Origin of the sequence: Rathayibacter sp. VKM Ac-2804 (assembly GCF_009866655.1) — a bacterium.
In the GTDB taxonomy this organism is placed as follows: domain Bacteria; phylum Actinomycetota; class Actinomycetes; order Actinomycetales; family Microbacteriaceae; genus Rathayibacter.
Map to the genome: position 1 here is coordinate 1,399,877 of NZ_CP047420.1, position 26,255 is coordinate 1,426,131.

Below are 26,255 nucleotides of genomic sequence, written 5' to 3' on the forward strand. Positions count from 1 at the left end.
AACACCTACGACACGAAGGCGAGTACGAAGTGGCACAGTCTGTCGGAACTCCCGGAAGCTCCTCTCTCCGCGAGAGCGTCTCCGCCCTGCGGGACACCCCCCGCGCGACCGTCCTGGTGATCGGCGGTGGGATCAACGGCATCGGGACCTTCCGCGAACTCGCGCTCAACGGCGTCGACGTCGTCCTCGTCGAGCGCGGCGATTACGTGTCCGGCGCCTCCAGCGCGTCGAGCCACATGATCCACGGCGGCATCCGCTACCTCGAGAACGGCGAGTTCCGCCTCGTCAACGAGGGCGTGCACGAGCGCAACGGCCTGCTCAAGATCGCTCCGCATTACGTGAAGCCGCTGCAGACCACGATCCCGATCTACTCGACGTTCTCGGGCATCCTGGCCGCGCCGCTGCGCTTCCTCACGCACAAGTCGGGCAAGCCCCAGGAGCGCGGTGCGCTGCTGATCAAAGTCGGCCTCACCCTGTACGACTTCTTCTCCCGCGACGGCGGCGTCGTCCCGCGCCACCAGTTCCACGGCCGCAAGCGCTCGCTGAACGAGCTGCCGAAGCTCGACCCGAAGATCAAGTACACCGCCACCTACTTCGACGCCTCCGTGCACGAGCCGGAGCGCCTGGCGCTCGACGTGCTGCGCGACGCACTCGTCGGCGGGAAGAAGGCCCGCGCGGCCAACTACGTCGAGGCCGTCGGCACCTCGGAGGGCGGCGTGCTGCTGCGCGACCGCGAGAGCGGCGAGGAGTTCGCCTTCCAGGCGGACGTCGTCGTCAACGTCTCCGGACCGTGGACCGACTTCACCAACACGGCGCTCGGCACCACCACGAAATTCATGGGCGGCACCAAGGGCTCGCACATCGTGCTCGACAACCCGGAGCTGGTCGAGGCCTGCGAGGGCCGCGAGATGTTCTTCGAGCACAGCGACGGCCGCATCGTCCTGATCTACCCGCTCAAGGGCCGGGTCATGGTCGGCACCACCGACATCGAGGCCGACCCGAACGAGCCGGCCGTCTGCACCGAGGAGGAGATCGACTACTTCTTCGAGCTGGTGAACCACGTGTTCCCCTCCATCCCGGTGACCCGCGAGCAGATCGTCTTCAAGTTCTCCGGCATCCGCCCGCTGCCCCGTCACGACGACGAGACCCCCGGCTTCGTCTCCCGCGACTACCGCATCGAGCCCTCGACCCTGCCCGGCGGGAAGACCCCGGTGCTGAGCCTGGTCGGCGGCAAGTGGACGACCTTCCGCGCCCTCTCGGAGCACCTCTCCAACGAGGTCTTCAAGCGGATCGGCGTGACCCGCCGCGTCTCGACGGTCAAGACCGCGATCGGCGGCGGCAAGGGCTTCCCCCGCACGGACGCCTCGCGCGCCCAGTGGATCAGCCAGCACCGCTCCGGTCTGTCCTCGGCCCGCACCGGCCAGCTGCTCGAGCGCTACGGCACCCGTGCGCAGGAGGTCATCGAGGCCCTGGCCGACGGCCACGACGAGGCGCTCGACTTCGACAAGGACTTCACCACCGGTGAGATCCGCTACCTCGCCCAGCGCGAGAGCGTCGTGCACCTGATCGACCTGGTCATGCGCCGCACCAACCACGCCTTCACCGGCGGCCTCAGCCGCGAGCTGCTCGAGGAGCTCGCGCAGCACACCGGAGAGGTCCTCGGCTGGGACGAGGCCAAGCGCGCTCAGGAGGTCGACGCGACGATCGAGCACCTCAAGACGTACAACGGCGTCGATGTCGGCGGCACCGCGGTGCAGGCGCCGACGGCGGTCGCAGCCTCCTAGGCGGCAGGCGCGGATCGACGGGAGTCCCGGTTCGAGGAGAGATCTCGAGCCGGGACTTCCGTCGTGACAACGCACAAACGTGCACGCGGCGTTCCTTGTCGCCGGGACAGGGCGCCGATAACTTCACACTCGTCGGGCATCGATGCCCGACGCGGACGCGCTCGCGCGTCCGTCTGACGAAAAGGAAATGGTCAACGTGGACAATCTCGGAGTGGTGTTCCTCGCGGAAGTCGTGGGAACGGCGATGCTCGTGCTCCTCGGCTGCGGCGTGGTCGCCAACGTCGCGCTCGTGAAGAGCAAGGGTCTCAACGGCGGGACCCTGATGGTCAACATCGGCTGGGGCTTCGCCGTCTTCGCCGGTGTGATCGTCTCCTACAACTCGGGTGCGCACCTCAACCCGGCCGTCACGCTCGGCCTCGCGGCCAGCGGAGCGACGGAGTTCGGCTCGGGCGTCCCGGTCAACATCGTCTCGATCCTGATGTACATCCTCGCCCAGATGATCGGTGCCATCCTCGGCGCCGTCTTCTGCTGGCTCGCCTACAAGCAGCACTTCGACCAGGAGCCCGACCCGGCCAACAAGCTCGGCGTCTTCTCCACAGGTCCTGCGATCCGCAGCTACGGCTGGAACTTCGTCACCGAGGTCATCGGCACCTTCGTCCTCGTCTTCGTCGTCATCGGCTTCGGCGGCGGACGCCAGGGCGACGGCGGCCTCGCGGCGCTCGGCGCCCTGCCCGTCGCCATCCTGGTGATCGCGATCGGCGCCTCGCTCGGCGGCCCGACCGGATACGCCATCAACCCCGCCCGTGACCTCGGCCCCCGCATCGCCCACGCGCTGCTGCCGATCAAGGGCAAGGGCTCCAGCGACTGGAGCTACGCCTGGGTGCCCGTCGCGGGCCCGATCGTCGGCGGTGTGCTGGCCGGCCTCCTGTCGACCGCGCTGCTGCCGATCCTCTAGCCGCCGATCCTCCGGGCTCCGGCCCGGGTCGCACTCCACTTCACCCCGTTACGAAGGAGTAATCATTCATGGCTGACTACGTCATCGCTATCGACCAGGGGACCACGTCGTCCCGCGCGATCATCTTCGACAAGAAGGGCTCGATCGTCTCGACCGGCCAGAAGGAGCACGAGCAGATCTTCCCGCGCGCGGGCTGGGTCGAGCACGACCCGATCGAGATCTGGAACAACGTCCGCGAGGTCATCGGACAGGCGCTCTCCCGCGCCGACCTGACCCGCCACGACATCGCCTCCGTCGGCATCACCAACCAGCGCGAGACCGCGGTGGTCTGGGACAAGACCACCGGCAAGCCCGTCTACAACGCCATCGTCTGGCAGGACACCCGCACGCAGTCGATCGTCGACCGGCTCGCCGGCGACGAGGGCGCGGACCGCTTCAAGTCGATCGTCGGGCTCCCGCTCGCGACCTACTTCTCCGGCACCAAGATCGTCTGGATCCTCGAGAACGTCGAGGGCGCCCGCGAGAAGGCGGACGCCGGCGATCTGATCTTCGGCACCACCGACACCTGGGTCCTCTGGAACCTGACCGGCGGAGTCGACGGCGGCGTGCACAAGACGGACGTCACCAACGCCTCGCGCACTCTCTTCCTCGACCTCGAGACGCTCGAGTGGCGCGACGACATCCTCGAGGCCTTCGGGGTGCCGAAGTCGATGCTCCCCGAGGTGTGCTCCTCCTCCGAGGTCTACGGGCAGGTCGAGTCCTCCTCGCTGCTGCGCGAGGTCCCGATCGCCGGCATCCTGGGCGACCAGCAGGCCGCGACCTTCGGCCAGGCGGCGTTCGATCCGGGCGAGGCGAAGAACACCTACGGCACCGGCAACTTCCTGATCTTCAACACCGGCACCGAGATCGTGCACTCCAAGAACGGGCTGCTGACGACCATCGGCTACAAGCTCGGCGACGGCGAGGTGCACTACGCGCTCGAGGGCTCGATCGCGGTCTCCGGCTCGCTGATCCAGTGGCTGCGCGACAACCTGGGCCTCATCGGCTCGGCCCCCGAGGTCGAGGCGCTGGCAGCGACGGTCGAGGACAACGGCGGCGCGTACTTCGTGCCCGCGTTCTCCGGCCTGTTCGCGCCGTACTGGCGAGCGGACGCGCGCGGCGCGCTCGTCGGCCTCACCCGCTACGTCAACAAGGGCCACATCGCCCGCGCCGCCCTCGAGGCGACCGCCTTCCAGACCCGCGAGGTCCTGGACGCGGTCAACGCCGACTCCGGCGTCCCGCTGCAGGAGCTCAAGGTCGACGGCGGCATGATCGCCAACAACCTGCTGATGCAGTTCCAGGCCGACATCCTCGGCGTCCCGGTCGTCCGGCCGGTCGTGGCGGAGACCACCGCCCTCGGCGCCGCGTATGCCGCGGGCCTCGCGGTCGGCTTCTGGGAGAACCTGGACGACCTGCGCCAGAACTGGCAGGAGGACTCGCGCTGGACCCCGCAGATGGACCAGGACGAGGCCGCGCGCCAGTACCGCCTCTGGAAGAAGGCCGTCACGAAGACCTTCGACTGGGTCGACGAGGACGTGCAGTAGCACCGCATTGCTGAACGACGAGGGCCCGCGCACGCAGAGTGCGCGGGCCCTCGTGCGTGCTGCGCCAGACCGCTCTCCTGATCAACTCCGCGGTGGTCGCCGGCATTCTGGGCTCCTTCGGCTGGACGGCCGATCTCGAGCGCGGGGTCATCGCGCGACAGCTCGGCTTCCTCGCGCGGCTGCCCCTCCTGGGGATGCGAGCGGTGACGGCGACGCTGGCAGGCGCCGTGCTCGCCCTCGTCGCCGCGGGCTCCGGATCACTCGCCTTCGGAGTCGACGCCGGTCTCGCGGTGAGCGCGGCGGAGATCGCGGGCCCTGCAGCGACCGTCGGTGCAGCCGCGGGGTTCCTGGGTATCGCGGTGGGCGCCGTGGTCGGACGGCATCTGCTCGCGCTGTTCGCGGTTCCGATGCTGCTGGCCGGCGCGCTGCCGGTCGCCGGAATCCTGCCGTGGGCGCTCTGGGCGTCACCGCTCGGCACGTGGCTCCTGGCCCTGGACTCCGCTCCGTCGGGCTCCGGCGGTGCCGGCGACACGTCCGCTGGTGTTCTCGCCGGAGCGATCTGGCTGATCGTCGCGGCCGGCCTCGCGTCTCTCGCGGTCGTACGCAGGGACATCAGGTGAACGCATGCCGGAGCATTGCAGGGTCATACGAGTATGATCGACTCGTTTCGATGGATGCAGGGAGAGGGACAGCTATGGACGACGGAGGGACCCGGTCGGAGGAGGAGGCAACCAGCGGCACGGGAGATCGGCCGCGTCGACAGCCGCGGCGGTTCTGGTCTCTCGCGCTGGGAGTCGTGATGATCGTCGGCGCCGCCGTGGGGCTGACGACCTCGGGTCCGACCCCCGGCGCGGTCGCTACGGCAGCGGTGTGCGGCGTCTGCGCCGTCGTGGCGTTCGCTGCGGCGATCATGCGTCCGTGACCCCGGGTCCCTGCTGGTCGGTCTGCGTCGCGCGTCTCACGACCCTCGTCAAGATCCTGCGCCGGTACTCGGGTGTTCCGCGCCAGTGGGCGCCGGGCGCCGTACGGTATGAAACGGCCTCGGCATGACCGGCTCGAAAAAGGATGACGACCGCGCCCGCCGGAACATGATCGTCCTCCTTGGAGTGGGTGTGATTCTCGTCGGCGGGTCGACACTCGTCGGGGGGCTCGACGAGCCGTATGCGATCGTGTCGCTCCTCGTCTGCTGCCTCTGCGTCTCAGTGATGCTCGGCCTCTTCCTGGAGGACCGGTGATCGGCACCGCTGCGCGCCCGAAGGAGTAGCAACCCCCGCGTCGAGCTGCGAGCCAGGCCGCCGAGAGGTCAGCGCAGCCCCGCGAGCTCGTCCAGCTCGTCCAGCGACCCGATCCGCCGCACGCGGAGCTCGACGGCCTTCCGTAGCAGTCATCGCCCGTGCTTCGGACCACCGACGCGGTCGAGTCACACTTGCGGTGGCTGCCGTGAGATGCGGCTCGACCGCCGCCGCCCAGTCGGGCCGAGAGGCCGGCGACGCGCAGTAGAGCCGGAGGCGTCGGCCCGCGGCAGTGCCCACCGCGCGTCGACTCCCTCCATGCTGGTCGAGTAGCCCCGCAGGGGCGTATCGAGACCCACCGTCTTCAGAAGGGCGGTTTGCAGGCTCGTCCGCTGATGCAGGTGGCTCTCGATACGCCCGCTGCGCGGGCTACTCGATCAGCAAGGACACTGCTGGGCGGGCGGCGGACCGCTCCGCATGTTCCGAGACGCCCGACCGCGGCCGCTCAGCCGGTCAGCCCCGCGATCGCATCCAGCTCGTCCAGCGACCCGATCCGCACCACTCCGAGCTCAACGGCCTCCGGCGGCAACTCGCGCCCGTGCTCCGGCCCGCCGACGCGGTCGAGCCACACCCCGCGCAGCCCGGCGCGCGCCGCACCGATCGCGTCGGTGCCCAGCCGGTCGCCCACGTACAGCGCGTCGGCCGGTGCGACGCCGAAGCGCTCGCACGCCACGTGGAAGATCCGCGCGTTCGGCTTCGTCACGCCGACCTCGCCCGACGCCACGAGGTGCTCGACCCGCTCCGTCAGACCGATCGCGTCCGTCTTGGTCGTCTGGAAGTCCACATCGCCGTTGGTGATGACACCGATCCGGACACCCGCCGCGTCGAGCCGATCGAGCACCGGCAGGGCGTCGTCGTGCAGCGTCCACGCCGCGACGTAGTGCCCCAGGTAGGCGGCGAACCACTCGCTCGCCTGCTCCGGCGTCAGCTCGACGCCCGCGTCCGCGGCGAAGGCGACGGCGCGGGCACGGCGCTGCCCCTCGTAGTCGAGCTCGCCGGCGAGGTACCGGTGGTAGTGCTCCTCCTCCAGGGCGTACCAGCGCCGCTGCAGCGCGCCCGCCTCGCCCGCGTACGCGTCGCCGAGCGTGGCCGCGTACGCGACGATGCCCTCGCGCACCGCGCGGGCATGCGCGAAGAGCGTGTCGTCGAGGTCGAAGAGGGCGAGCCGGATCATCGAGGACTCAGCGGCTGCGGCGCAGGAAGCCGACGCGCTCGTACACGGTCGCGAGCGTGCGCTCGGCCGTCTCCGAGGCGCGGTCCGCCGCGCGGGAGAGCACCCGGTCGAGCTCGGCCGGGTCCTCGAGCAGCTCCGCGGTGCGCGCGCGGATCGGATCGAAGGTCGCCGCGACGACCTCGACCAGGCCCTTCTTCAGGTCGCCGTAGCCGCGGCCGGCGTACTCCTGCTCGAGCGACTCGATCGTGCGGCCGGCGAGGACGGAGTAGACGGTGAGCAGGTTCGAGACGCCCGGCTTGGCCGCGCGGTCGAAGCGCACCTCCGACTCGGTGTCGGTGACGGCGCGCATGATCTTCTTCGCGGTGACCTTCGGCTCGTCGAGCACGCTCAGCAGGCCCGCGTCCGACTCCGCGGACTTCGACATCTTCGCGCCGGGGTTCTGCAGGTCGTAGATCTTCGCGGTCTCCTTGGCGATGTACGGCTCCGGCATCGCGAAGGTCCTGCCGAAGCGGGTGTTGAACCGGCCCGCGAGGTCGCGGGTCAGCTCGAGGTGCTGGCGCTGGTCCTCGCCGACCGGCACTGCGTCGGTCTGGTAGAGCAGGATGTCCGCCGCCATCAGGATCGGGTAGGTGAAGAGGCCGACCGAGGCCGCCTCCGCGCCCTGCTTCGCCGACTTGTCCTTGAACTGCGTCATCCGGCTGGCCTCGCCGAAGCCGGTGACCGTGTTGAGGATCCAGGCCAGCTCGGCGTGCGCCGGGACGTGCGACTGGATGAACAGCGTCGAGCGCTCCGGGTCGATGCCGGCCGCGATGTACTGCGCGGCGGTCGCGCGGGTGCGCTCGCGCAGCTCGGCGGGCTCCTGCGGCACGGTGATCGCGTGCAGGTCGACGACGCAGAAGTACGCGTCGAAGTCGTCCTGCATCGCGACCCACTGCGTGAGGGCGCCGATGTAGTTGCCCAAGTGCAGCGAGCCCGAGGAGGGCTGCATGCCGGAGAAGATGACGGGCTTGGCGCCCGGAGTGCTGGGGGTCATGGTGAGGCCTCGTGTGCGATGGCGGCGCGGTCGGCGCCGGGGGAGAGAGGGGTCAGAGCTCGTAGTCGACGACGACGGGCGCGTGGTCGGACCAGCGCGTGTCCCACGCGCTCGCCCGGTCGATCTCGTAGCTGCGGGCCAGGGCGGCGAGCTCGGGCGTCGCCAGCTGATAGTCGATCCGCCAGCCGGTGTCGGTGTCGAAGGCCTGGCCGCGCTGCGACCACCAGGTGTAGGGCCCGGGCACCTCGCCGGCGAAGCGGCGGCCGAGGTCGACCCAGCCCATCCCCGCTCCGGCGTTGTAGCCCTCCTCGCCCTCGGCGCCGACGAAGCGGTCGAAGTAGGCGCGCTCCTCGGGGAGGAAGCCGGCCTTCTTGACGTTGCCCTTCCAGTTCTTGATGTCGAGGGTGCGGTGGCCGACGTTGAGGTCGCCCATCACGACGGCGAGCGGGTTGTGGGCTTGGAGCTGGGGGAGGCGCTCGATCATCGCGTCGAGGAAGCGCATCTTCTCGTCCTGCTTCGGCGTGCCCACGCCGCCCGAGTGCACATAGGTGGAGACGACGGTGACGGTGTGGCCGTCGCCGACCTCGTAGTCCGCCTCGAGCCAGCGGCCCGCGGAGTCGAAGTCGTCGGCGCCGAGCGCGACGCGGTGGATCGTGGCCCGCCTGCGCGAGGCGAGCGCGACCCCGGCGCGGCCCTTGGCGGTCGCCTCGTCGTGCAGCACGTCCCACTCGTCGCCGAGCAGGCCGGTGAGATCGTCGGTGGAGGCGCGGACCTCCTGCAGGGCGAGGATGTCGACGTCGCGGGCAGCGAGCCAGTCGCCCATGCCCTTGCGGAAGGCGGCGCGGACGCCGTTGACGTTGACGGAGGCGATGCGGAGCGGCTTTCGAGTCACCGGAGCAGTCTACGGAGGACCGCCGACAGCGCGCGGCGCACGGGGAGCGGCGGATCGGCGCACCCCGGACACGCGGAAGCCGGCGGCCCCGCCCCGCGCCGCCCCCTCGGAGGAGAGGGGCGACGCGGAGACAGGACCGCCGGCGGGACCGCTCAGGACGGTCGGTCGGTGCGGGTCAGACGGCGACGGGGCGGGCCGTGGCCGGCTCCGGGACCTCGGCGACGACCGGCGCGCGCTTGATGCTCTTCGCGATGATGACGCAGACCGCGGTGACCACCATGCCGACCAGGATCGCGACCAGGTAGAGCAGCGGCTGCCCCACCAGTCCGGTCACCCAGACACCGCCGTGCGGGGCGCGGAGCGTGGAGCCGAACAGCGCGACGAGCGCGCCGGTGACGGCCGAGCCGACCATGGCGGAGGGGATCACGCGCAGCGGGTCGACCGCGGCGAACGGGATCGCTCCCTCCGAGATGAACGAGGCGCCCAGCAGGTAGGCCGCCTTGCCGTTCTGGCGCTCGGCATCGGTGAACAGGCGCTTGCGGAGCGACGTGGCGAGGGCGAGGCCCAGCGGCGGCGTCATGCCGGCCGCCATCACGATCGCCATCACCTTGAACTGCACCGAGTTCGGGTCGCCGTCGGCGGGTACCGAGGCGAGCCCCGTGGTCGCGAAGGCGTAGGCCACCTTGTTGACCGGACCGCCCATGTCGAACGCCATCATCAGGCCGAGGATGATGCCCAGGATGATCAGGTTGCCGCCGGTGAGGCCGGAGAGCCAGGCGGACAGTCCCTCGCTCAGCGCGCGGAGGGGCGCTCCGAGGACGACGAACATCAGGAAGCCCGTGATGAAGGTCGCGATCAGCGGGATGATGACGACCGGCATCAGCGACTTGAAGGCCGCCGGCAGCTTGATCCGCGAGATGTAGAGCGCCGCGTAGCCGGCGATGAAGCCGGACGCGAGGCCGCCGAGGAAGCCGGCGCCGACGGTGACCGCCACGGCGCCGCCGAGGAAGCCGGGCGCGATGCCGGGGCGGTCCGCGATGCCGAAGGCGATGAAGCCCGAGAGCACCGGCACCAGGAAGGCGAAGGTCGCGCCTCCGATCAGGAACATCACTCCGGCCCAGTCGGTGATGTTCGCGATGTTGAAGCCGTTGTCGATGATCTGCTGCGGCGTGTAGCTGACGATCTGGTAGCCGCCGAAGAGGAACGACAGCGCGATCAGCAGACCGCCCGCCGCGACGAACGGGATCATGTACGAGACGCCGGTCATCAGGTTCTGGCGGATGCGGGTGCCGACGCCGACCTTCTTCGGGGCGGCGGGCGCCGCGGCCGGAGTCGAGCGGGCGGCGGACGGAGCCGTGCCGGTGCCGCGCAGGGCGAGCGCCCGGTCGAGCACCTCGTCGGGCTTCGAGAGCGCCTCGGCGACGCCGACCTGGAGGATCGGCTTGCCGGCGAAGCGGTCCTTGCCGCGGACCTCGAGGTCGGCGGCGAGGATGACGACGTCCGCGGCGGCGATGTCGCCCGCGGTCATCTCGTCCGAGCCGGCGGCGCCCTGGGTCTCGACGTGGATCGGGTAGCCGCGCTTCTTCGCGGCCTGCTCCAGCGCCTCGGCCGCCATGTAGGTGTGCGCGATGCCGGCGATGCAGCTCGTCACCGCGACGAAGCGCGGGGCGCCCGTCGAGGCGGCGGCGGGTGCGTCCTGGACCTTCGCCGCGGCGCGGTCGATGACGTCCGCGGCCTTGGCGAGCGCCTCCGAGGTGCCGACCTCGAGGGTCGGCTTGCCGGCGAAGCGGTCCTTGCCGCGGACCTCGAGGTCGGCGGCGAGGATCACGACGTCGGCGTCGGCGATCGTCTGGTCGGACATCGGGTCGGAGCCGGCCGCGCCCTGGGTCTCGACCTGGATCTCGTACCCCTTCTTCTTCGCGGCCTGCTCGAGGGCTTCGGCCGCCATGTAGGTGTGCGCGATGCCGGCGATGCAGCTGGTGACGGCGACGATCTTCACGAGACGACGACCTCTCGGGCGATGATGTCCGCGACTTCCTGGCCGCTGCCGGCGGCGCGGAGGGATCCGGTGAAGGACTCGTGGATCAGCTTGCGGGCGAGCTGGGCGAGGATCTTGAGGTGGGCCTGGTCGGCGCCGTCGGGGGCGGCGATGAGGAAGATCAGGTCTGCGGGGCCGTCCGGGGCGCCGAAGTCCACGCCGGACTTCGCGATGCCGACGGCGACGCTGGGGGAGACGACGTGGGACGAGCGGGCGTGGGGGATCCCGATGCCGCCGGGCATGCCGGTGGCCATCTGCGACTCGCGGTCGCGGACGTCGGCGAGGAAGCCGTCGAGGTCGGTGACGCGGCCGGCGTCGGCGAGCGTCTTCGCGAGCTGCGCGGTGGCGTCGTCCTTCGTGGCGGCGGTGAGGTCGACGATGACCGTCGACGCCTCGGTGAGAGCAGTCATGCGCTCAGTTCTCCAATCGGGAGGGTGGGGTCGGGGTTCTCGACGACGGAGACGTCGTCGAGGCGGAGGGAATCGGGACCCGGGGCTTCACTGCCCGGGAGGGTGACGGCGGCGGTGCCCCAGGCGACGGCCGTCCGCAGACGCTCCGCCTCCGAGGCGTCGGTCGCCGACAGGTAGCCCGCGAGGGTGCTGTCGCCGGCGCCGACGGTGCTGAGGGGCACGACGGGGGGCGCGCCCGCCCACCACGACGAGGTCGCCGTGACGAGGAGGGCACCGTGCTCTCCGAGGCTCACGAGCGCTCGCGCGTCCGGGAGGCGGAGGAGTGTGCGGGCTCCGTCGACGACGTCGCCGACGGTCGCGAGGGAGCGGCCGAGGAGCTCCTCGAGCTCCTCGAGGTTGGGCTTCACCAGCGTCGCAGTGCCGGCCGCGATGATCGCGGTCAGCGGTGCTCCGGAGGTGTCGACGGCGAGGGGGACGCCGAAGTGGGTGGCGAGGCGGCCGAGCGCCGGGTAGAAGTCGTCGCCGAGCCCGGGCGGGACGCTGCCGCAGGCGACGAGCCAGCGCGGGGCGGAGACGACGTGGTCGCAGATCAGATCGGAGAGCGCCGTCGCCTCCTCCGGGGTGACGGCCGGGCCGGGCTCGTTGATCTTGGTGGTCCGGCCGGTCGCGTCGTCGACGACGGTGATGTTGGTGCGGATCGGCTCCGCGATCGCGGCGCTGGCCGAGGCGACTCCGGCCGCCTCGAGCATGGTGCGCAGGTCGAGGCCGGTGGAGGCGTCGGCCGGGTAGATCGCCGTGGCCTCGACGCCGTTGCGGGCGAGGGCCCTGGCGACGTTGACGCCCTTGCCGGCCGGGTCGCGCCGCACACCGTGGGCGCGGTTGACCTCGCCGACGGCGAAGCCGCTCGTCGAGAGGGTGACGTCGATGCTGGGGTTGGCGGTGACGGTGACGATCATGCGCGGACGACCTCCGGGCCGGCGGACTCGATGTCGTCGGCGAGCTCGTCGTCGACATCGGTATCGGTGATGACGGTGTCGATCGCGGACAGCGGGGCGACGTGCCCGAAGTCCTGGCGGCCGAACTTGGAGTGGTCGGCGAGGACGACGACCCGGCGCGCGGCGGCGATGAGCGCGGTCTTGACGACGGCCTCGTCGAGGTCGGGGGTGGTGAGACCCCGCTCCCGGCTGATGCCGTTCGTGCCGATGAAGGCGACGTCCACCGAGACGGTGGGGATCACCTGGGCGACCCAGGGCCCGACGGCGGCCTGCGTCACTCCGCGCAGATGCCCGCCGAGCAGGTGGAGGTCGATGTTGGGCCGGCCGACGAGCGCCACCGCGACAGGGAGGGAATGGGTGACGACCGTCAGCCGGCGGTCCAGGGGGAGCAGCTCCGCGAGGCGGACCGTGGTGGTCCCGGCGTCGATGGCGATCGAGCCGCCGTCGGGGACCTCGGCGAGTGCCGCGGTCGCGATGCGGTCCTTCTCGGCCGCGAGGTGGCCCTCGCGGGCAGCGACCTCGGGCTCGATGCCCAGGCGCTCGACCGGGATGGCCCCGCCGTGGGCCCTGCGCAGCAGGCCGCGCTTCTCGAGGCTAGTGAGATCGCGGCGGATCGTCTCGGGCGTGACCGCGAGGGACTGCGCGAGGTCGCGGACCTCGACCCGCCCGTCGGTGCGGGCGCGATCCAGGATCGCCTGGTGCCGCTCCGGTGCGTACATGTGGACTCCGTCGTCTCGCGAGATGCTACGCCTCGTCCGCGGTGTCGGTGCCGACCTCGGATCTGCGTTTACATCTTTTTAGCCCCGTTCGTGTCCGATGTCAACAGAAACGGACATGTTCGACAGTCGTCGTTCCGCCTCGCGCCCGTCGGGGCGCGGGCAGGCTCGACTCGGGAGCGCCGCCGCGTCAGGCGGCGGACTCCTCCAGCTCGTCCTCGAGGCGGGAGAGCTGCTTCTCCAGACGCCGGCGCTTGAGCAGCGAGGCGTCCGGCAGGGCGGCGCGCAGGCGCTCGCGCTCCGCCTCGGCGAGCGTGCGGCGGGCGCGGCGCAGCTGCTCCTCGCGCTCCTTCTCCAGCTCGTCCGGCGTGAGCTTCCGCGCCGAGATGCCCGCGTCGCTCATGCCCACCGAGATCCAGGAGGCGACGATCAGGATCACCTGGCAGACCAGGTTGAACCAGATCAGCAGTCCGATCAGGACGGCGAAGGAGGCCAGCAGCGGGTTGCGCGAGGCGCCGCCGAGCAGCTGCGTCCCGAGCACCTTCAGCGCCCCGAGGGCGATGCCGCCCATCAGCGCGCCGACCCAGAGGTTCTTCCACGGGATCGGGATGCCGCTGAGGATCCGGAACGAGCCGGCGAGCGTCGCGGTGTCGAGCGCGAGCATGATCAGCAGGCCGACCACGGTTCCGGTGACGCGAGCGAGGGTGGAATCGCTGCCGATCCCGAGGACGTCGAACGCGACGTCGACGAACGAGGTCGAGAAGACCGAGAGCGCCGCCGAGACGACCAGAACGGCGCCGAAGACGAGGGCCAGCCCCGCGTCCTTGAGCTTGAGCAGCACGAACAGGACGGTCGGTCCCGGCAGGGAGAACAGGATCCGGACGGCCTGGCGGAGGCTGCCGAGGAAGTTGAGCGCCGTCCAGAGCAGTCCCGCCGCGGCGATCGCTCCGGTCCAGCCGAGGATCGAGGAGTCGAGCAGCGTGTCGATCGAGACCAGCGAGTTCTTCTCGCCGATCAGCCCCGGCACCGAGCTGGTGAGCAGCTGCAGCAGCGAGTCGCGCAGCGCCGCGTTGTCCCGCAGCACGAACCCGAAGACCGCGAAGAACACGAACAGCGCCGCGAAGATCGCGAACAGCGCCTGGAACGCGAGCCCCGACGCGAACAGCGGCCCGCCGCTCTCGGAGTAGTGCAGCATCACCCGCACCGGCCGCGTCCGCATGATCCGCTCGAACAGCGCCGGGATGCCGCGCGGAGCCTCGGTCGCCGCCTCCGTCATGCCCTCCAGCGTAGAGGCGCCGGGCGGCCGTCGTGCCCACCCCTTCCCGTCACGACGGCCCCGGGGACGACGAACGGCCCGCCGGATCCGAGGATCCGACGGGCCGAACAGGGGAAGAAGGGTCAGGCGCGGCCGCGGATGACGGCCTGCTTCACCTCGGCGATCGCCTGGGTGATCTGGATGCCGCGCGGGCAGGCCTCGGTGCAGTTGAAGGTCGTGCGGCAGCGCCAGACGCCCTCCTTGTCGTTGAGGATGTCCAGGCGGGCTCCGCCGGCGTCGTCGCGCGAGTCGAAGATGAAGCGGTGCGCGTTCACGATCGCGGCGGGGCCGAAGTACTGCCCGTCCGTCCAGAACACCGGGCAGGACGACGTGCACGCGGCGCAGAGGATGCACTTGGTGGTGTCGTCGAAGCGGGCGCGGTCGGCGACCGACTGCACGCGCTCCTTGCCCTTGGTGGGCGGGGTGTTCGCGATCAGGAACGGCTGCACCTCGCGGTAGGAGGCGAAGAACGGCTCCATGTCCACGACGAGGTCCTTCTCGAGGGGCAGGCCCTTGATCGCCTCGATGTAGATCGGCTGCGAGATGTCGAGGTCCTTGATCAGCGTCTTGCAGGCCAGGCGGTTGCGGCCGTTGATCCGCATCGCGTCGGAGCCGCAGATGCCGTGAGCGCAGGAGCGGCGGAAGGTCAGCGAGCCGTCCTGGTCCCACTTGATCCGGTGCAGCGCGTCGAGGACGCGGTCGGTCGAGAACATCTCGACGTCGAAGTCCTGCCAGCGCGGCTCGGTGTCCTGCTCGGGGTCGAAGCGGCGGATGATGAACGTGACGGTGAACGCCTCCGGGGCCGCGGGGGCGGCGGGGGGCTGCTCGAGAGTGGCGGTCGACACGGCTAGTACTTCCTCTCCATCGGCTGGTACCGGGTGATCACGACGGGCTTCCAATCGAGGCGGATGTGGTCGCCCGCGTCGGAGGAGTGCGCGTCTCCGGAGAGGTACGCCATCGTGTGCTGCATGTAGTTCTCGTCGTCGCGCTTGGGGAAGTCGTCGCGCATGTGGCCGCCGCGGCTCTCCTTGCGGTTCCGCGCGGAGTAGACGACGACCTCGGCGAGGTCGAGGAGGAAGCCGAGCTCGACCGCCTCCAGGAGGTCGGTGTTGAAGCGCTTGCCCTTGTCCTGCACCGAGATGTTGCGGAACCGGTCGCGCAGGCGCTGGATGGTGCCGGTGACCTGCTCGAGCGACTCGTCGGTGCGGAACACCTGGGCGTTCTTGTCCATCTCGTCCTGCAGCTCCTTGCGGATCGAGGCGATCCGCTCGGTGCCGGTCGCGCCGCGGAGCGAGGCGAGCATGTCGCGGATCGCGCCGGCGGGGTTCTCGGGCAGGGGGGTGAAGTCGACGGTCTGCGAGTAGTCGGCGGCGTTGTTGCCGCTGCGCTTCCCGAACACGTTGATGTCAAGGAGCGAGTTGGTGCCGAGGCGGTTCGAGCCGTGCACCGAGACGCAGGCGCATTCGCCGGCGGCGTAGAGGCCGGGGACCACGGTGCTGTTGTCCGAGAGGACCTCGGCCTTGACGTTGGTCGGGATGCCGCCCATCGCGTAGTGCGCGGTCGGCATGACCGGCACCGGCTCGACGACCGGGTCGACGCCGAGATAGGTGCGGGCGAACTCGGTGATGTCGGGGAGCTTCGTCTCGAGCACCTCGGCGCCGAGGTGGGTGCAGTCCAGCAGCACGTAGTCCTTGTGCGGGCCGGCGCCGCGGCCCTCCGCCACCTCCTGGACCATGCAGCGGGCGACGATGTCGCGCGGCGCGAGGTCCTTGATGGTGGGCGCGTAGCGCTCCATGAAGCGCTCGCCGGATGCGTTGCGGAGGATCGCTCCCTCCCCTCGCGCTCCCTCGGTGAGGAGGATGCCGAGACCGGCGAGGCCGGTCGGGTGGAACTGGAAGAACTCCATGTCCTCGAGGGGGAGGCCCTTGCGCCAGATGATGCCGACGCCGTCGCCCGTGAGGGTGTGCGCGTTCGACGTCGTCTTGTAGATCTTGCCGAAGCCGCCGGTCGCGAAGATGATCGCCTTGGCCTGGAAGACGTGCAGCTCGCCGGTGGCGAGCTCGTAGGCCACCACTCCGGAGGGCTTGTTCACGCCGTCGACCTCGGTCATCACCAGGTCGAGCACGTAGAACTCGTTGTAGAAGTTGATGCCGAGGCGGACGCAGTTCTGGAACAGCGTCTGCAGGATCATGTGGCCGGTGCGGTCGGCCGCGTAGCAGGCCCGGCGCACGGGCGCCTTGCCGTGGTCACGCGTGTGACCGCCGAAGCGGCGCTGGTCGATCTTGCCGTCCTCGGTGCGGTTGAACGGGAGGCCCATGTTCTCGAGGTCGATGACCGCGTCGATGGCCTCCTTCGCGAGGATCTCCGCCGCGTCCTGGTCGACGAGGTAGTCGCCGCCCTTGACCGTGTCGAAGGTGTGCCACTCCCAGCTGTCCTCCTCGACGTTCGCGAGGGCGGCTGCCATGCCGCCCTGTGCTGCACCGGTGTGCGAGCGCGTCGGGTAGAGCTTCGAGATCACGGCGGTCCTCGCCTTGGGCCCGGCCTCGATCGCGGCGCGCATGCCCGCTCCGCCGGCTCCCACGATCACCACGTCGAACTGGTGGTAGTGGACGCCGTCGTCTCCGACGGTCTTGGTGAAGGCGCTCTGTTCTGCGCCGCCGCTGTGGACGTGGCCTGGTGTGCTCACTGGGTGACTGCTCCGTTGAACGGGGTGGAAGGGCGGGAGTGGGGGAGGTGCGCTCCCGGGGCGTGACGGTGCCGCGCGGACGGACCGCGCGGCACCGGGCGCCTAGGCGGCGCAGAAGGAGGGAAGCAGGCTCGGGTCCGCGTCGGTGGGGCAGGGGTTGAAGCCGAAGACCACGTAGGTGCCGAGCGCGATCAGCGCGACGACCGAGACGAGGATGCCGCCCTTGAACACGCGGGCCAGCAGCGGCGAGGTCGCGTAGTCGTTGACGAGCGTCCGCATGCCGTTGCCGCCGTGGATGAGCGCGAGCCAGAGCATCGCGACGTCCCACCACTGCCAGAACGGGTTGGCGAGCTTGCCGCCGACGAAGCCGAAGTCGATGGCCTTGATGCCCTCGCCCAGCAGCAGGTTGAAGATCAGGTGCCCGAAGATCAGGACGATCAGCACGACGCCGGAGGCGCGCATGTAGATCCAGCCCCACTTCTCCCAGTTGGTGCCGGAGGAGCGGGTCGGGACGAGCGGAGTCCGCGGTGCGGCGACGGTGCTCAATGGGCACCTCCCTCGCTGAAGACGTTGATGAGATGGCGGGGCGCGAAGCCGAGCATCAGCACGACCCACAGGCCGATGACGACCCAGAAGAGCACGCGCTGGTTGCGGGTGGCCCAGCTCCAGAAGTCGACCAGGATGATGCGCAGGCCGTTCAGGGCGTGGAACGCGATCGCGCCCACCAGACCCGTCTCGCCGAGGCCCATGATCGGATTCTTGTACGTGCCGATGACCGCGTTGTACGCCTCGGGGCTCACCGCGATGAGCGCCGAGTCGAGGACGTGCACGAGGAGGAAGAAGAAGATGGCGACACCGGTGATCCGGTGCAGCACCCACGACCACATGCCTTCGCGACCGCGGTAGAGGGTTCCGGCCGGACGGCGGATCTTCCCCTGCTTCCGGGGTGCGAGGGTTTGAGCAGTTGAAACTGACACGAACAACCCTCCCTGGTTGACTGCTCCGTCGGCCTGACCTGACCCGCGACTCGTGGACGCGGGCGGGGCGGAGGAGCGGCGAGAACACTCGCTCGACGATTCTAGGCACCGGGCGGGATCGCCGCGGCTTAGGCGAGCCTTAGCTGCCGCGGGCCATCGAGACGGGTGCGCCGACCGTCGCGTAGTGGGCGAGGAGCTCGTCGGTGAGCGCGCTCCAGGTGCGGTGCAGCACGCGGCGCCGGCCCGCCTCGCCCAGCCGGGAGCGCAGTCCCGGATCGTCCAGCAGCCGCTCGACCTGGCGGCGCAGGTCGGAGTCGCTCTCCGGCGCGTAGAGCAGTCCGTCGACGCCGTGCTCGATCAGATCCGTCGGTCCGCCGGCATGCGGCGCGACGACGGCGGTGCCGGACGCCTGCGCCTCCTGCACGGTCTGCCCGAAGGTCTCCTCGGTGCCGGTGTGCACGAAGACGTCGAGCGCGGCGAAGACCGCGGGCAGGCGCTCGCCGTCGAGTCGCCCGAGCATCCGCGCCCGGGAGCCGAGCGCCGCTGCGACCCGGGAGGAGGAGGGGCCGTAGCCGCCGACGACCAGGTCCACCCCGGGCAGAGAGGAGAGGGCGCCGAGGCGCTCGACCCGCTTCTCGGGCGAGACGCGGCCGATGTAGCCGACGAGCGCGTCGCCGTCGCCGAGCGGCGCCCGCACCTCGGCGGCGTAGGGGGAGGAGCGCATCCGCGGGTGGAAGCGGTCGCTCTGCACGCCGCGCCCCCAGAGCGCGGTGCGCTCGATCCCGGCTGCGGCGAGGTCGTCGAGCGCGCTGGACGAGGGGGCGAGCGTGAGGTCGGCGCCCGCGTGGATCTGGCGGATCACCCGCCAGGCGAGGGCGCGAGCCCCGCGGATGCCGTAGCGGGCGGCGAAGCGGGCGACGTCGGTCTGGTAGATCGCGACGCTCGGCACCCCGAGCCGGTTCGCCGAGGCGATGGCCCGCGCCCCCAGAAGGAAGGGCGAGGCGACGTGCACGACGTCGGGCTCGAAGGCGGCCAGCTCTCGGGTGAGGGCCAGCGTCGGGATCCCGACGGGGAAGTCGCGGTAGGCGATCGCCGGATGCTCCACGACGCGGTGGCCGGCGTAGTGCCCGGGCGCACCCGCGGCGGGGCAGACGACGAGGGCCTCGATCCCCCGCGCCGCGAACTCGTCGAGGACCCGGAGGACGCTCGTGGTGACACCGTTCAACGACGGGAGGAAGCTCTCCGTGACGACCGCGACTCTCACCCTCCGGACGCTACGGGCGCCGTGTGAACGCGGGAGCGCACCCGGGTGAACGGACGGACACGTGCGGGCTCCCTTGTATCCTGCGGACATGACATCACCTGAGACCGATGGCCGCGCCCCGCTCGACCGCTTCTACAGCGTGATCCCGGCAGGCGGGATCGGCTCGCGGCTGTGGCCGCTCTCGCGGGCGGACGCCCCGAAGTTCCTGCACGACCTGACCGGCTCGGGCCAGACCCTGCTCCGCGACACCTGGGACCGGCTCGCGCCGATCTCGGGCGCCGACCGCATCATGGTCGTCACCGGTCGCGCGCACCGCGCCGCCGTCGAGCGCCAGCTGGAGAGCCTCGAGGACCTCAACGTCGTCCTCGAGAGCGAGCCGCGCGACTCCTCCGCCGCGATCGGCCTCGCCGCCGCGATCCTCGAGCGCCGCGAGCCCGGCGTGATCATCGGCTCGTTCGCCGCCGACCACGTGATCAGCGGTCAGCACCTCTTCCACGACGCCGTCGCCGAGGCGGTCGTCGCCGCCGACGCCGGCTACATCGCGACCATCGGCATCACGCCGACCGAGCCCGCGGTCGGCTTCGGCTACATCCGCACCGGCGCCCACCTCGGCATCGAGGGCGCCGCGCACACGCTCGCCGTCGACTCCTTCGTCGAGAAGCCCGACGCCGACACCGCTCGCACCTACGTGCAGAGCGGTCAGTACCTCTGGAACGCCGGCATGTTCATCGCCCGCGCCGACCGCCTGCTCGAGGAGCTCGGCCGCTCGAAGCCGAAGCTGCTCGCGGGTCTGCTCGAGCTCGCGGAGGCGTGGGACACTCCGGAGCGCGGCGCGGTCGTCGACCGCATCTGGCCGGGCCTCGAGAAGATCGCGATCGACTACTCGGTCGCCGAGCCGGCCGCCGCGGAGGGCAAGCTCGCCGTCGTCCCCGGCCACTTCTCCTGGGACGACGTCGGCGACTTCGCCTCGATCGCGAAGCTGCACGCGAGCGGCCTGCGCTCCGACCTGGCGATCCTCGGCGAGGACGCCCGCGTCCTGGCCGACTCCGCCACCGGCATCGTCGTCAGCGGCGGCAATCGCACCATCGCGCTGATCGGCGTGAAGGACATCGTCGTCGTCGACACCCCCGACGCCCTCCTCGTCACCACCACGGAGAACGCCCAGAAGGTCAAGGGCGTCGTCGACGCCCTCCGCCTCTCGGGCCGCACCGACGTCCTCTAGCCGATCGTCGAGAGATCCGTCCTCCTGGAACAGGTGGATCTCGAGACGCCCTCTGCGAGGGCTCCTCGATCAGCATGCCGAAAGGCCCTGCGGACCCCGTCATGCTGATCGAGCAGCCGCGCAGCGGCCCATCGAGACCGCCGTCCCCAGCGGGGAGCTCTGCAGACTGAGGTTCTGGAGCGGGTGGATCTCGATACGCGCGCTCCGCGCGCTGCTCGGTCAGCATGTGGTGGGTGCGCGCCCGAGGGAGTCGTGCCCTCACCTGCTGGTCGCGGAGCCGTCCGGGGGCGCCGCCCCCCCGGACGCCCTCGCCCGAAGGGTCGAGGGCCGCGAGCCGGAATCGCGAGCCAGCGATTCCGGTCAGCCCGACGCGACACGCTCTGCGGAACGCACCACTCCTGGTGGCCGACCGCGGGGGAGGAGCCGCTCGCGGCTCCTCCCCAAGATCAACACTGTGTAACGCTTCCTGACCTCGACCCTCTGGGCGGCTGAGGGTTCCGACACCTTGGGTAACGTGAGGTCATCGATGTCCTGCAGCGCCGATCGTGCGCGCGGGGCCGAATCTTGGAGGACGAATCTTGACTATCACCACGCGTAAGGCCGCGTTCGGCGGTCTCGCCGCTCTGGGCGTCACCGCGCTTCTCGCCGGTTGCGCCTCCGCCCCCGAGGAGGGCGGCTCTTCCGCCGCCGCCGGTGGCGACTTCCTGCCCTGCATGGTGTCCGACGCGGGCGGGTTCGACGACAAGTCGTTCAACGAGCTGGGCTACAACGGTCTCGTGAAGGCGTCCGAGGACCTCGGCGTCACCCCGAAGACCGTGACCTCGGAGTCCGAGACGGACTACGCCCCCAACCTGACGAGCCTCGTCGACCAGGGCTGCAACCTGATCATCACCGTCGGCTTCGCCCTCGCCGAGGCCACCTCGGCCGCGGCGGAGGAGAACACCGACATCGACTTCGCCATCATCGACGACGCGTCGATCGACCTGCCGAACGTCAAGCCGATCACCTTCGACACCTCGCAGTCGGCGTTCCTCGCGGGCTACGCGGCCGCGTCGTACTCGAAGACCGGTGTCGTGGGCACCTACGGCGGCCAGCAGTTCCCGACCGTCACCATCTTCATGGACGGCTTCGCGGACGGTGTGGCGTACCACAACGAGCAGAAGGGCACCGACGTCAAGGTCGTCGGCTGGGACGTCGCGGCGCAGACCGGCTCGTTCACCGGAGGCTTCGCGGCCGGTGTCGAGGCCAAGTCGGCCGCGCAGTCGCTGATCGACCAGAACGCCGACGTCATCCTCCCGGTCGGCGGCCCGATCTTCCAGTCGGCCATCGAGGCCATCCGCGACTCCGGCAAGGACATCGCGATGGTGGGCGTCGACGCCGACCTGTACGAGACCTACCCCGACGGCGGCGACCTGTACCTGACCTCGATCCTCAAGGGCATCGAGGCCGGAACGACCGACGTCACCGCCACTGCGGGCGCCGACGCGTTCGACGCGACCCCGTACGTGGGCACGCTCGAGAACGACGGTGTCGGCATCGCGCCGTTCCACGACTTCGAGTCGAAGGTCTCGGCCGACCTGCAGGGCGAGCTGGACACCATCACGGAGGGCATCATCGACGGCTCGATCACCGTCGAGTCGCCGTCCGCTCCCGCCGCGTCCTGATCTCCGGATCGATCGCAGCGCACTGACGAAGAGGCCGGTGGGCCCGAGTTCTGCTCGGGCCCACCGGCCTCTCGTCCGCTGTCCCGCCGGTCCTTGCGCGCTGGCACGCCGCACCGAAAGTTAGATTGGACCCATGAAGCTCGAACTGCGGGGCATCACGAAGCGCTTCGGCGCTCTCGTGGCCAACGATCACATCGACCTCACCGTCGAACCCGGTGAGATCCACTGCCTTCTCGGCGAGAACGGCGCGGGCAAGTCCACGCTGATGAACGTGCTGTACGGCCTCTACCAGGCGGAGGAGGGCGACATCCTGCTGGACGACGTGGTCCAGCGCTTCTCCGGCCCCGGCGACGCCATGAAGGCGGGCATCGGGATGGTGCACCAGCACTTCATGCTCGTCCCGGTCTTCTCGGTCGCCGAGAACGTCATGCTCGGCCACGAGGAGACGAAGTCGGGCGGCCGACTCGACCTGGCCGCCGCGCGCGCCCGCGTCCGCGACATCTCCGACCGCTTCGGCTTCGACGTCGACCCGGACGCGATCGTCGAGGACCTGCCCGTCGGCGTGCAGCAGCGGGTCGAGATCATCAAGGCGCTCTCCCGCGATGCGAAGGTCCTCGTCTTCGACGAGCCGACCGCGGTGCTGACCCCGCAGGAGACCGACGAGCTGATCGCGATCATGCGGCAGCTGCGCGCCTCCGGGACCGCGATCGTCTTCATCACCCACAAGCTCCGCGAGGTCCGCGAGGTCGGCGACCGCATCACCGTCATCCGCCTCGGCCAGGTCGTGGGCGAGGCGGCGCCGACGGCGAGCAACGCCGAGCTGGCCTCGCTGATGGTCGGCCGCGCCGTGGAGCTCACCGTGCAGAAGGAGCCGGCGCGCGCGGGCGACGAGGCCCTCGTCGTCAGCAACCTCACGGTCAGGGACGCGAACGGCCAGGCCGTCGTCGACGACGTCTCGTTCGAGGTCCGCCGCGGCGAGATCCTCGCGATCGCCGGCGTGCAGGGCAACGGCCAGACCGAGCTGACCGAGGCGATCATGGGGCTGCAGGAGCGCGTGGAGGGCACGGTGACCCTCGACGGCCGCCGGCTCGACGGCCTCTCCGTCCGCCGGGTGCTCGACGCCGGCGTCGGCTTCGTCCCCGAGGACCGCACCGAGGACGGCCTCGTCGCCGAGTTCACGATCGCCGAGAACCTGATGCTCGACCGCAGCGACAGCGGCCCCTTCGTCAAGGGCCTCGGCCTGCAGCTGAAGGCGCTGGAGACGTTCGCCGAGGAGCGGGTGCGCGAGTTCGACGTGCGCGCCCAGGGCATCACCACGCACGTCGGCCGGCTCTCCGGCGGCAACCAGCAGAAGGTCGTCCTGGCCCGGGAGCTCAGCCGCGAGCTGCGGCTGTTCATCGCCGCCCAGCCGACCCGCGGCATCGACGTCGGCTCGATCGAGTTCGTGCACAAGCGCATCGTCGAGACCCGCGACACGGGCGTGCCCGTCATCGTCGTCTCCACCGAGCTCGACGAGGTCGCCGCGCTCGCCGATCGCATCGCGGTCATGTACAAGGGCGGCATCATCGGGATCGTCCCCGCCGACACGCCCCGGGAGGTCCTGGGGCTCATGATGGCCGGGCAGTCGCCCGCCGAGAAGGGTGCGGCCGCATGAGCGACGCGCAGTTGCCCGCCGTCGATCCGGACGCCGAGTCCGAGAGGGCGACCGGCCTGGAGCCGGGCCAGAAGCCGGGTCAGGAGGCGCGGCCCGGTCCGATCGAGAGCGGGGCGTCCCGCGTCCTCCGCGAGATCCTCTCCGGCACCGCTCTGATGTCGGTGCTCGCCGTGCTGCTCTCGCTGATCGCGGGCGGCGTGCTGATCGCCGCGACCGATCCCGAGGTGCAGTCGGCGGCGGGCTACTTCTTCGCGCGGCCGCTGGACACGCTGCAGGCGATCTGGCAGTCGGTCGCGGGCGCGTACTCCTCGCTCTTCCAGGGCTCGGTCTACAACTTCCGCCGCGAGGGCTTCGCGAACGGCATCAAGCCGCTGACCGACACCCTCGCCTTCGCGACGCCGCTGATCGCGGGCGGCCTCGGCGTCGCCCTGGCGTTCCGGGTCGGGCTCTTCAACATCGGCGGCCGCGGCCAGATGCTGATCGCCGCCGCCTGCGCCGGCTGGGTCGGCTTCTCCTTCGACCTGCCGTTCGGCGTGCACTTGATCATCACGCTCGCCGCGGGGATCCTCGGCGGTGCGCTCTGGGGCGGGCTGGTGGGCCTGCTGAAGGCGCGAACCGGCGCGCACGAGGTGATCCTCACGATCATGCTCAACTACGTGGCGTTCTACTTCGTCTCCTACCTGCTGCGGACGCCGGGCGCGCTCCAGGCGCCGGGCTCGAACAACCCCAAGTCACCCGGGATGAAGGACACGGCGGTCTTCCCCGACCTCCTCGGCTCCGGCTACTCGCTCAACCTCGGCTTCGTCTTCGCGATCCTCGCGACCGTCTTCGTCTGGTGGCTGCTCAACCGCTCGAGCATCGGCTTCAAGTTCCGCGCGGTGGGCGAGAACCCGCACGCGGCCCGGGTCGCCGGCATCGACGTCAAGAACAGCTACGTCTCCGCCATGCTGCTCTCCGGCGGTCTGCTCGGCCTCGCCGGCAGCGCCCAGGTGATGGGCACCGTCACCACCGGCTTCACCGCCGGGATCGACGCCGGCATCGGCTTCGACGCGATCACCGTCGCGCTGCTGGGCCGCTCGCGGCCGTGGGGCGTCTTCTTCGCCGGCATCCTCTTCGGCGCGTTCAAGGCCGGCGGCTACTCGATGCAGGCGGCCGAGGGCGTGCCGATCGACGTGGTCCTCGTCGTCCAGTCGCTGATCGTCCTCTTCATCGCCGCGCCGCCCCTGGTGCGCGCGATCTTCCGCCTCCCGACGCCCGGGGTCGCCCCGAAGCGCCGCACGCGCCGCACCACGGAGGTGTCCGCATGACCACCGCAGTCTCCCGTGCCCCCGGGACGGCGTCCCGGGTCGCCGTCCGCAGCTGGAAGGCCCCGATCGCGTTCGGGATCTTCGCGCTGCTGGCCGTGATCCTGTTCGTCGCCCTCGGCCGCGACGGCACCAGCTCGTTCCGCCTCGCCTCCGGCAGCGACTTCTTCGCCCTGCCGGACCTGCCGTTCCCGACCCGCGCCACCGGCGTGGTCGTGGCCGTGGTCCTGGTCGGCCTCACAGCGGTCGCCGTGGGGTTCACCCGCTCGGCCCGGCGACTGCCGCTCTGGCTCTCGGCGCTCTTCGCGCTCGTCTTCCTGGTCGGCTTCCTGGTCTGGGCGTCCGCGGGCGCGACGCTGCCGCTGCCGGGTCTGCTGCTGGGCACCGTCGGCCTCGCGACCCCGCTGATCTTCGGCTCGCTCGGCGGGGTCATCTCGGAGCGGGTCGGCGTGGTCAACGTCGCGATCGAGGGCCAGCTGCTCGCCGGCGCCTTCACCGCGGCGATGGTGGGCTCGCTCACCCGCCAGCCCGTGCTCGGCCTGCTCGCGGCGATGATCGCGAGCGTGCTGGTGTCGTTCGTGCTCGCCGCCTTCGCGATCAAGTACCTGGTCGACCAGGTGATCGTCGGCGTGGTCCTCAACGTCCTCGTCACGGGGCTGACGAGCTTCCTCTACTCGCAGGTGCTCACGAGCGACGCCGCCGTCTTCAACTCGCCGGTCAAGTTCGAGCGGCTGCCGATCCCGGGGCTCAGCCAGGTGCCGATCCTCGGCCCGGTGCTGTTCAACCAGACGGTCATCGTCTACCTCATGTACCTCGCGATCTTCGCGGTGTGGTGGGGGCTGTTCAAGACCAAGTGGGGCCTGCGGCTCCGTGCGGTCGGCGAGCACCCGCAGGCGGCCGACACGGTCGGCATCAACGTGGCCAGGACGCGCTTCTGGAACGTCTCGCTCGCCGGTGCGATCGCCGGCATGGGCGGTGCCTACTACACGCTCGACGCGGTCGGCGCGTTCGGCAAGGAGATGACGGCGGGCGCGGGCTTCATCGCTCTGGCAGCGGTCATCTTCGGCCGCTGGGACCCGATCAAGGCGACCCTCGCGTCGCTCCTGTTCGGCTTCGCGACGAACCTGCAGAACGTGCTCGGCGTCATCGGCTCGCCGGTGCCGAGCGAGTTCATGCTGATGCTGCCCTACGTGGTGACGATCTTCGCGGTCGCCGGCCTGGTCGGGCAGTCGCGCGGGCCGGCCGCCGCCGGCAAGCCCTATCTCAAATCGTGAATGCAGTCTGAAATCGTGAGGAC

Annotated in this window: 23 protein-coding genes; 10 read left to right on the plus strand and 13 right to left on the minus strand. The window is 70.6% G+C overall.

The genetic code is table 11. The features are described 5' to 3' along the window. Positions 1-116 precede the first annotated feature (116 nt). The 5 genes from GTU73_RS06605 to GTU73_RS06625 all read left to right on the plus strand — a co-directional run bounded on the left by GTU73_RS06605 (position 117) and on the right by GTU73_RS06625 (position 5,557). Positions 117-1,784 (plus strand): glycerol-3-phosphate dehydrogenase/oxidase, encoded by a 1,668-nt coding sequence (locus GTU73_RS06605; protein ID WP_244231794.1) that lies wholly within the window; start codon positions 117-119, stop codon positions 1,782-1,784. A gap of 187 nt (positions 1,785-1,971) precedes the next feature. Then, the gene (locus GTU73_RS06610; protein WP_160087993.1) at positions 1,972-2,739 is read left to right on the plus strand and encodes an MIP/aquaporin family protein; all 768 of its coding nucleotides are present in this window, start codon (positions 1,972-1,974) and stop codon (positions 2,737-2,739) included. A 68-nt stretch (positions 2,740-2,807) separates the two neighbouring features. After that, positions 2,808-4,322, plus strand: coding sequence for a glycerol kinase GlpK (glpK, locus tag GTU73_RS06615; RefSeq protein WP_160087995.1), 1,515 nt, complete (start codon positions 2,808-2,810; stop codon positions 4,320-4,322). Positions 4,323-4,378: 56 nt separating this feature from the next. Next, a complete protein-coding gene (locus GTU73_RS06620) occupies positions 4,379-4,942 on the plus strand; it encodes a hypothetical protein (RefSeq protein WP_160087997.1) in 564 nt (187 codons plus the stop codon). A 426-nt stretch (positions 4,943-5,368) separates the two neighbouring features. Then, positions 5,369-5,557 carry a hypothetical protein gene (locus tag GTU73_RS06625; RefSeq protein WP_160087999.1) on the plus strand — a complete coding sequence of 63 codons (189 nt, stop codon included), beginning with the start codon at positions 5,369-5,371 and terminating at the stop codon, positions 5,555-5,557. Positions 5,558-6,059: 502 nt separating this feature from the next. Here GTU73_RS06625 and GTU73_RS06630 read toward each other — a convergent pair. The 13 genes from GTU73_RS06630 to GTU73_RS06695 form a co-directional block, all read right to left on the minus strand. Further along, positions 6,060-6,788 (minus strand): HAD family hydrolase, encoded by a 729-nt coding sequence (locus GTU73_RS06630; RefSeq protein ID WP_160088001.1) that lies wholly within the window; start codon positions 6,786-6,788, stop codon positions 6,060-6,062. Positions 6,789-6,795: 7 nt separating this feature from the next. Beyond that, positions 6,796-7,821 (minus strand): tryptophan--tRNA ligase, encoded by a 1,026-nt coding sequence (gene trpS, locus GTU73_RS06635; RefSeq protein ID WP_160088003.1) that lies wholly within the window; start codon positions 7,819-7,821, stop codon positions 6,796-6,798. Positions 7,822-7,873: 52 nt separating this feature from the next. Further along, positions 7,874-8,713, minus strand: coding sequence for an exodeoxyribonuclease III (locus GTU73_RS06640; protein ID WP_160088005.1), 840 nt, complete (start codon positions 8,711-8,713; stop codon positions 7,874-7,876). A gap of 175 nt (positions 8,714-8,888) precedes the next feature. Next, positions 8,889-10,712, minus strand: coding sequence for a PTS fructose-like transporter subunit IIB (locus GTU73_RS06645; RefSeq protein WP_208543744.1), 1,824 nt, complete (start codon positions 10,710-10,712; stop codon positions 8,889-8,891). Then, a complete protein-coding gene (locus GTU73_RS06655) occupies positions 10,709-11,161 on the minus strand; it encodes a PTS sugar transporter subunit IIA (protein WP_123445279.1) in 453 nt (150 codons plus the stop codon). Before GTU73_RS06655 ends, GTU73_RS06645 begins: the two co-directional genes overlap by 4 nt. Beyond that, a complete protein-coding gene (locus GTU73_RS06660) occupies positions 11,158-12,117 on the minus strand; it encodes a 1-phosphofructokinase family hexose kinase (protein ID WP_160088007.1) in 960 nt (319 codons plus the stop codon). Before GTU73_RS06660 ends, GTU73_RS06655 begins: the two co-directional genes overlap by 4 nt. After that, on the minus strand, positions 12,114-12,875 hold the full coding sequence (locus tag GTU73_RS06665; protein WP_160088009.1) for a DeoR/GlpR family DNA-binding transcription regulator: 762 nt from the start codon (positions 12,873-12,875) through the stop codon (positions 12,114-12,116). Before GTU73_RS06665 ends, GTU73_RS06660 begins: the two co-directional genes overlap by 4 nt. Positions 12,876-13,062: 187 nt before the next feature. Beyond that, positions 13,063-14,148 (minus strand): YihY/virulence factor BrkB family protein, encoded by a 1,086-nt coding sequence (locus GTU73_RS06670; RefSeq protein WP_160088011.1) that lies wholly within the window; start codon positions 14,146-14,148, stop codon positions 13,063-13,065. A gap of 122 nt (positions 14,149-14,270) precedes the next feature. Then, positions 14,271-15,032, minus strand: coding sequence for a succinate dehydrogenase iron-sulfur subunit (locus tag GTU73_RS06675; RefSeq protein ID WP_160088013.1), 762 nt, complete (start codon positions 15,030-15,032; stop codon positions 14,271-14,273). A gap of 2 nt (positions 15,033-15,034) precedes the next feature. Next, entirely contained in the window at positions 15,035-16,777 is a 1,743-nt protein-coding gene (gene sdhA / locus GTU73_RS06680; RefSeq protein ID WP_244231903.1) for a succinate dehydrogenase flavoprotein subunit, read from the minus strand. Between the two features lie 198 nt (positions 16,778-16,975). Beyond that, positions 16,976-17,419, minus strand: a complete 444-nt coding sequence (locus tag GTU73_RS06685; RefSeq protein WP_160088017.1) for a succinate dehydrogenase hydrophobic membrane anchor subunit — start codon at positions 17,417-17,419, stop codon at positions 16,976-16,978. Beyond that, a complete protein-coding gene (gene sdhC / locus GTU73_RS06690; RefSeq protein ID WP_268788348.1) occupies positions 17,416-17,802 on the minus strand; it encodes a succinate dehydrogenase, cytochrome b556 subunit in 387 nt (128 codons plus the stop codon). The genes GTU73_RS06685 and sdhC overlap by 4 nt, the downstream gene beginning before the upstream one ends. 187 nt (positions 17,803-17,989) lie before the next feature. Further along, entirely contained in the window at positions 17,990-19,114 is a 1,125-nt protein-coding gene (locus GTU73_RS06695) for a glycosyltransferase family 1 protein (protein ID WP_160088019.1), read from the minus strand. An 88-nt stretch (positions 19,115-19,202) separates the two neighbouring features. Here GTU73_RS06695 and GTU73_RS06700 point away from each other — a divergent pair, with 88 nt between their 5' ends. From GTU73_RS06700 to GTU73_RS06720, 5 genes are all read left to right on the plus strand, one after another. Further along, on the plus strand, positions 19,203-20,336 hold the full coding sequence (locus GTU73_RS06700) for a mannose-1-phosphate guanylyltransferase (protein ID WP_160088021.1): 1,134 nt from the start codon (positions 19,203-19,205) through the stop codon (positions 20,334-20,336). A gap of 578 nt (positions 20,337-20,914) precedes the next feature. Continuing rightward, the gene (locus GTU73_RS06705) at positions 20,915-22,000 is read left to right on the plus strand and encodes a BMP family ABC transporter substrate-binding protein (protein ID WP_160088023.1); all 1,086 of its coding nucleotides are present in this window, start codon (positions 20,915-20,917) and stop codon (positions 21,998-22,000) included. 133 nt (positions 22,001-22,133) lie between these two features. Further along, the gene (locus tag GTU73_RS06710; protein WP_160088025.1) at positions 22,134-23,654 is read left to right on the plus strand and encodes an ABC transporter ATP-binding protein; all 1,521 of its coding nucleotides are present in this window, start codon (positions 22,134-22,136) and stop codon (positions 23,652-23,654) included. Further along, a complete protein-coding gene (locus GTU73_RS06715; RefSeq protein ID WP_160088027.1) occupies positions 23,651-24,961 on the plus strand; it encodes an ABC transporter permease in 1,311 nt (436 codons plus the stop codon). The genes GTU73_RS06710 and GTU73_RS06715 overlap by 4 nt, the downstream gene beginning before the upstream one ends. Then, positions 24,958-26,232, plus strand: a complete 1,275-nt coding sequence (locus GTU73_RS06720; RefSeq protein ID WP_160088029.1) for an ABC transporter permease — start codon at positions 24,958-24,960, stop codon at positions 26,230-26,232. Before GTU73_RS06715 ends, GTU73_RS06720 begins: the two co-directional genes overlap by 4 nt. Positions 26,233-26,255 lie beyond the last annotated feature (23 nt).